Origin of the sequence: Aurantibacter sp. (assembly GCF_039941195.1) — a bacterium.
Taxonomy (GTDB): domain Bacteria; phylum Bacteroidota; class Bacteroidia; order Flavobacteriales; family Flavobacteriaceae; genus Aurantibacter_A.
Map to the genome: position 1 here is coordinate 55,870 of NZ_JBDVFA010000052.1, position 6,251 is coordinate 62,120.

Genomic DNA, 6,251 nt, shown 5'->3' on the forward strand with positions numbered 1-6,251 from the left:
TACCAGACATGGCAAAATTAAAGCGATCTCCAAACTACATATATTAAGGTTATTTTGGCATTGTTATTGCGACCTAGGATTATGTTGTATAACTTGCACAACTATCTAAAGTGAATAAATGAAGCAATACAAGAATTTAGAAGAATATAATGTAGAAGCTACCAATGAAATTAAAGGGAGCTTTTCAAAGATTATTGATGAACTTGGTGAAGATACATCTCGAGAAGGCATAGTTAAAACCCCGGAAAGAGCTGCAAAAGCTATGATGTTTCTTACACAAGGTTACGATTTAGATCCTGTGGAAATATTAAAGGGTGCTATGTTTAAAGAGGATTATGATGATATGGTCATAATAAAGGACATTGAATTATACTCTTTATGTGAACATCATATGTTGCCTTTTTTTGGAAAAGCACACATAGCCTATATTCCTAATGGACACATTGTAGGCTTAAGTAAAATCCCACGAGTGGTTGATGTTTTTGCTAGAAGATTGCAGGTTCAAGAGCGCTTAACTCATGATATTTTAGAGTGTTTAAATAATACGCTTAAGCCACAAGGCGTAGCTGTTGTTATTGAGGCATCACATATGTGCATGATGATGCGCGGTGTGCAAAAACAAAATTCAGTGACTACAACTTCTGGCTTTAGAGGTCAATTTGAAAAGCAAGAAACTAGAAATGAATTTCTTAAATTAATAAGTTCGGATTTATCTTAAAATTCTAAAGGACATAAATTCAGTAGCGGTATTAAAAGCTTTTGAAAAGGCTAGAATGCTAATTATTTTTGGCATCTTATTTGCATAATTTTATTCTGAATACTAACTTTAGAACTATGTCAAAATTAAAAGATAACAAAACACGTAATCTATTTCTTGGATTGCTTTTAGATGCTGTTGGCATGGCATCTTATTTTATTCCTGGTATTGGTGCATTTTCAGATATTATTTGGGCACCTATTTCCGCTTGGATAATGACTAGAATGTATAAAGGAAAAGCAGGACAAACTGCAGGGGCAATTACCTTTTTAGAAGAATTAATGCCCGGCTTAGATGTACTTCCAACTTTCACAATAATGTGGTTTTATACGTACGTTTTTAAGAATGCCAAAAAGAAGAAAAAAATCATTGAAGTGGATGCCGAATAATTCATAAATCAGGGCGTTTTATTTTTAACTTCCGCATAAAAATATCTAATTTTATGTGATGGATTTTAAGCGAAGAAATTTTATAAAAAAGGCCACTTTAGGCTCATTGGCGGCTGTAATTGGCGCTGATATTGTGTATGGTGATAATATGCCGAAAGGCTATAATTTATTAGCCTTACAAGACCCCGACCCCTTTAAATTATTTGATAAAGATGTAGACATGACTTTGCTTAATAGCAAGCCATGGAACATGGAAGCAAAGGCTCATTTATTGGATGATAAAATTACACCAAACAAGTTTATGTTTCTTAGAAATAATGGAATTATTCCAGAGGATATAAATGCCGATAATTGGACCTTAACCCTTGATGGTGAATCTGTTGAAAAAACAAAAACATATACCTTAAATGAATTAAAAACAAAATTCAAGCAGTATTCATATCAGCTCACTTTAGAATGTGGTGGAAATGGAAGAAGTGAATTCAGTCCTCCAGCAAAAGGTAATCAATGGACTATTGGAGCAGTTTCTTGTGCAAAATGGACAGGTATACGTTTAAAAGATGTACTTGCAGATGTGGGGGTTAAGGATGATGCAGTTTATATTGGGTATCATGCAGCGGACATTCATTTAAGTAGAGATCCTTCAAAAGAACCTATTTCAAGAGGAGCCCCTATTGCAAAAGCTTTGCAAGATGAAACCTTATTAGCTTTTGAAATGAACGGAGAACCGATTCCTTTAGCGCATGGTTTTCCATTGCGCTTAGTTGCTGGAGGTTGGCCCGCGTCAGTATCGGGTAAATGGGTGAATAGAATAAGCATAAGAAATGTAGAACATGATGGCCCTAAAATGACAGGAAGTTCGTACCGTGTTCCTTGTAAACCAGTTGCTCCAGGGGAAAAGGTGAAAGATGAAGATATGTGTATTATTGAATCGATGCCGGTAAAATCACTAATTACACTCCCAAAATCTGGTGCTATTATAGATAAAGGTAAAAAGTTAGAAATAAGAGGGCACGCATGGGCTGGAGAACTGGAAGTTTCTAAAATGGAATATTCAATTGATTTTGGAAGTACATGGAAAACTTGTGCCGTTGAAAAACCCGTTAATCGATTAGCGTGGCAACATTTCTCAGCGAGCATAGCTTTTCCAGAAAAAGGATATTATGAAGTTTGGGCACGAGCCACAGATTCTCAAGGAATAAGTCAACCAATGTTATTGCCGGGATGGAATCCTAAAGGGTATTTGAACAATGCATGTCATAGAATTGCAATAAAAGTAGCTTAGATGAGTGAAAATAAAGCTACCGAAAAACGGATAAGAAAAAGCTACCGCATACTAATTATTATAGGTGTAATAGCAATTGTTGCGGGTATTATAGGTTTATATTTTGGAGGACCTTCTGAACATAGTATGACACCAACAGATATTGAAAAAGAAGTAATAAAAAATGGTCTTGATTCTCGTACAGGGTTTATTGAAGATGAAGGGATGCAAACAGTAATAAACAATTGTACTACCTGTCATGCCGCTGAATTAGTAACCCAGAATAGAATGACCAAAGATGGTTGGCTAGCTACAATACGTTGGATGCAGAAGTCACAAAATTTATGGCAACTTGGTGATAATGAAGAAATTATTTTAAATTATCTAGCTAAGAATTATGCTCCTGAAGAAACGGGTAGGAGGGCACCCTTAAAAGATATTGAATGGTACGCTTTAAAGTAATATTCTATTATAATTGGGCGTAAGTTTTTAGATTTACAACAGACTAATGCATTAGCAATAAAACAGGTAGTTTGGAAAAGTATATCGACGGTTTTTTAAATTCTTTTTTAGGAACATTAAATTGGACTTGGAAATCCATATTATTTGAGGTGCCGTGGTATTCCAATTTCTTTTGGGGAATAGTAATAATTTCGTTTTTAGTTTTTGCATTAGAGGTATTATTTCCTTGGCGAAAAAATCAAGCGATAATTAGAAAAGATTTTTGGCTCGATGCTTTTTATATGTTTTTCAACTTCTTTGTATTCGCCATTTTTATAAGTGGATTTTATAAAATTTTAGAATTGCTATTTGCAGATTTTGGACTTTCAATGAGCAGCTTTGCGCTTATAGATTTATCAATATTACCAATGTGGGCCCAGCTCTTGTTATTTTTTATTGTTTTAGATTTTGTTCAATGGGTTACTCATGTTATGTTACATCGGTATAAATTTTTATGGCAATTTCATCAAATACACCATAGTGTAAAAGAAATGGGTTTTGCTGCACATATGCGTTATCATTGGATGGAGAATGTAATCTATAAGCCTTTAAAAACACTTGGAGTAATGTTATTAGGAGGTTTTGAACCAGAACAGGCCATAATAGTACATTTCTTTGCAGTAGCCGTAGGCCATTTTAATCATTCGAATATTAAAATCACCTGGGGTCCATTACGTTATATATTTAATAATCCTGTAATGCATTTGTATCATCATGCCTATGAAATACCGAAAGGGAAAAATGGTGTGAATTATGGAATAAGTTTAAGTATTTGGGACTATATATTTAAAACGAATTACATTCCCGAAGATAGCGGAACGATAACTTTAGGATTTCCCGGTGATGAAAAAGTACCACCGGGTTTCCTTAAACAAATGTTTTATGGTTTTGGTAAAAACCAAAACTGATAATAGTTCTGAAAATTTCTATTCTACTGTCAAACTAAATGTTTGTGCGATATCGGTTTCTCCACCAGCACCAGTTAACGTACCATCATTTGGTTTAGTTGGCTCATGACGCAATGTGATTTGAATTGTTCCAGTACCAGCATCACCTGTAGTTAAGGTAAATTCAATACCCACGGGATTTCCATCGGCATCTTCATCACTATAAGCTGTGCTAGCAACTGAACCCGAAGAAACAAAAATAAACTGATGTTCGTCAGCTTCTTCCTCTACTTCTTCAGTAATATCTTCAGCAGGAGTTTCAGTTTCATTTAATAATTCAATACTGCCATTATACACTGTACTTGCAGTTAAATTACCTGAAACTGTTATTTCTGGTGCGTTTGGTCCATCACCATCCAAATCTTGCGACTGAAGTGTAATTGTTTCTGCACCACTGGCGATTAATGTTACATTCATAGTGGTAATAACTTCTTCTTCATTTACAACCTCAGGGTTTTCGTCATCATCTGAGCAAGCAGTGAAGCTAACCAAAGCTGTTAATATAATGGTTGTCTTAATAAAACGGTTTGTACTCTTCATTTTTCTCATAGTATTTATAAATTAGTAATTAATATTTAAAATTTAATTGCAGTATAAAATTGCGTCCCAAATCGTCTGCGAAAAAGCGTGTTCGGTTTAGGTAATCGCGGTACTCTGTGTTCATAACATTGTTTACAGTTAAGCCAATTTGTAATTGGTTTTTTAGACCTATAGGAAATTGTACTTTAGAAAATGCCGATAATAAATGATACGCTGGTGGCGAAGTATTAATTTTCAATAATACATCTTGTTGTTGTTCTGGTGAGAATACGATTATATCTTCTGGAAATTCATTTTGTCGAAACACATAATTGCTTTCAATTGAAAACTCGAAATTGGACCATTTTGGTTGACTAAATGTCACACGATTTCTAAAATTGGCCGCAGGTATATTTATTAATGCCTTATCGAAATCGGTATCGACCCCTTTAGTCAAAGAAAACTTATGACTTGTGCTCAAATTGTCCCATAAATTAGAATATACGGTCGCGTCAACGCCTAAAATTCTTGCTGAAGTTTGGCGATAAGACCAAACAGGAAAAGCACCACGTATGGTGTATTCAACACCTGTAGGTTCTAATACTATAAAGTCTTTTAAAAAATTTGCATACGGTTCAATGCTATAACCCCACCGATTATAATTCGCTTCTCTTGAAAGTGAAAATTTATGTGAAGTTTCATTTGCAATTCGCAAATCTCCTAATTCAATCCGTGATGCCGAATGGTGTAATCCATCACTAAATAGTTCTGAAGGATTTGGTGCTCGCTGCCCAAGTGCATAATTAAACCGTAGTTTTGACGAATTATCTACTTGATATTCCATACCCAATGTTCCGGATATATTATGAAAATTAAGAACTGGATTTACAAGCAATTGAGTGCCTAAATCTTCAATAACAAGGTCTTGAAATTCGGTGTCATACCCACGCTCTTCCCAACGTGAAGTACGATAGAATTTTTTTGCATCTATTCGATTATAATCATATCGTAATCCACCATCAGCAATTAGATTATCACCAAAATGATATTCTCCAATAATAAATATTCCCAAATCATATTTTTCATAATCAGGTATCAATCTTCTAACGCCTGTTGCTGGGTTTGCAAAATTGTCTTGATAGCGCCCTAAAACGCCTGTATGTAACTTATACTTATATTCAGAATCCCACTTAAAATCAGTAGATAAGGTTTGAGTAGTCAAGTCTAAATCTATAGAGGCTTTATTAGCATCATCACCGACACGAATGTCATACTCAAATCTTCTATTGTTTTGAAAATCATATTGAACATTCCACTTTCCTAAACCTTGAAATCTTTTATAGAAATTAAAACTACCGATATGATGAGCAACTTCTTGGCGAGGGCTTTCAATATCATAAGTAAAAGGATTTATTGTTTCAGGTTGTTGACTATTAATACTTCGTATTAGGTCATCAACATTGCCGATATGTGAGGCCCTTAAAATTGCCAAATCACTTTCAAAATAAGAGTATTTTACATTAACTCCCCAATTGAACAATAGTTTTCCAAAATTAATTTGACCAGCTTTCTCTGAGATAGATGTATTTGATAGTACGTAATTTGGAGCCTCACGATCACCTATTCTTTTAAATGAACCTTGTGCTTTTACAAAAACACCATTTTCGAAAGCTTTAGTAAGTTCAGAACTAATATTACCACCACGGCCATTAGAGACCCCGTTAATTACCGTTTTACCGAATAGCGTGTCTTTTTCTTTTACTTTGGGCTGCTCAATTACTATAACCCCCCCAATAGCATCACCACCATATTGTAATGCCGCTGCTCCTTTTATTACTGCGATTGTACCAGAACCGTTAATATCAATATTAGGA

At 34.6% G+C, this 6,251-nt stretch carries 7 protein-coding genes; 5 read left to right on the forward strand and 2 right to left on the reverse strand.

Translation table 11 applies throughout. The annotated features are described in order from the left end of the window. The first annotated feature begins 118 nt into the window (after positions 1-118). From folE to ABJF52_RS09110, 5 genes are all read left to right on the forward strand, one after another. Positions 119-718, forward strand: coding sequence for a GTP cyclohydrolase I FolE (gene folE, locus ABJF52_RS09090; RefSeq protein WP_348149274.1), 600 nt, complete (start codon positions 119-121; stop codon positions 716-718). A 116-nt stretch (positions 719-834) separates the two neighbouring features. After that, a complete protein-coding gene (locus ABJF52_RS09095; RefSeq protein WP_348149276.1) occupies positions 835-1,146 on the forward strand; it encodes a hypothetical protein in 312 nt (103 codons plus the stop codon). A 58-nt stretch (positions 1,147-1,204) separates the two neighbouring features. Next, complete coding sequence (locus ABJF52_RS09100; RefSeq protein ID WP_348149278.1) at positions 1,205-2,431, forward strand: sulfite oxidase; 1,227 nt, start codon at positions 1,205-1,207, stop codon at positions 2,429-2,431. After that, the gene (locus tag ABJF52_RS09105; RefSeq protein ID WP_348149280.1) at positions 2,432-2,872 is read left to right on the forward strand and encodes a monoheme cytochrome C; all 441 of its coding nucleotides are present in this window, start codon (positions 2,432-2,434) and stop codon (positions 2,870-2,872) included. Between the two features lie 71 nt (positions 2,873-2,943). Then, the gene (locus ABJF52_RS09110; protein ID WP_348149282.1) at positions 2,944-3,819 is read left to right on the forward strand and encodes a sterol desaturase family protein; all 876 of its coding nucleotides are present in this window, start codon (positions 2,944-2,946) and stop codon (positions 3,817-3,819) included. 18 nt (positions 3,820-3,837) lie between these two features. Here ABJF52_RS09110 and ABJF52_RS09115 read toward each other — a convergent pair whose 3' ends face one another. Together ABJF52_RS09115 and ABJF52_RS09120 are read right to left on the reverse strand one after the other, a co-directional pair. Continuing rightward, complete coding sequence (locus ABJF52_RS09115) at positions 3,838-4,398, reverse strand: type 1 periplasmic binding fold superfamily protein (RefSeq protein WP_348149284.1); 561 nt, start codon at positions 4,396-4,398, stop codon at positions 3,838-3,840. A 28-nt stretch (positions 4,399-4,426) separates the two neighbouring features. After that, positions 4,427-6,251, reverse strand: a 1,825-nt coding sequence (locus tag ABJF52_RS09120; RefSeq protein ID WP_348149286.1) for a TonB-dependent receptor, incomplete at its 5' end; no start/stop codon positions are given.

Coding starts and splice junctions, on each gene's coding strand:
- ABJF52_RS09115 (WP_348149284.1), bottom strand. CDS start 4,398: ATGAAGAGTACAAACCGTTTTATTAAGACAACCATTATATTAACAGCT.
- ABJF52_RS09100 (WP_348149278.1), top strand. CDS start 1,205: ATGGATTTTAAGCGAAGAAATTTTATAAAAAAGGCCACTTTAGGCTCA.
- ABJF52_RS09095 (WP_348149276.1), top strand. CDS start 835: ATGTCAAAATTAAAAGATAACAAAACACGTAATCTATTTCTTGGATTG.
- ABJF52_RS09105 (WP_348149280.1), top strand. CDS start 2,432: ATGAGTGAAAATAAAGCTACCGAAAAACGGATAAGAAAAAGCTACCGC.
- folE (WP_348149274.1), top strand. CDS start 119: ATGAAGCAATACAAGAATTTAGAAGAATATAATGTAGAAGCTACCAAT.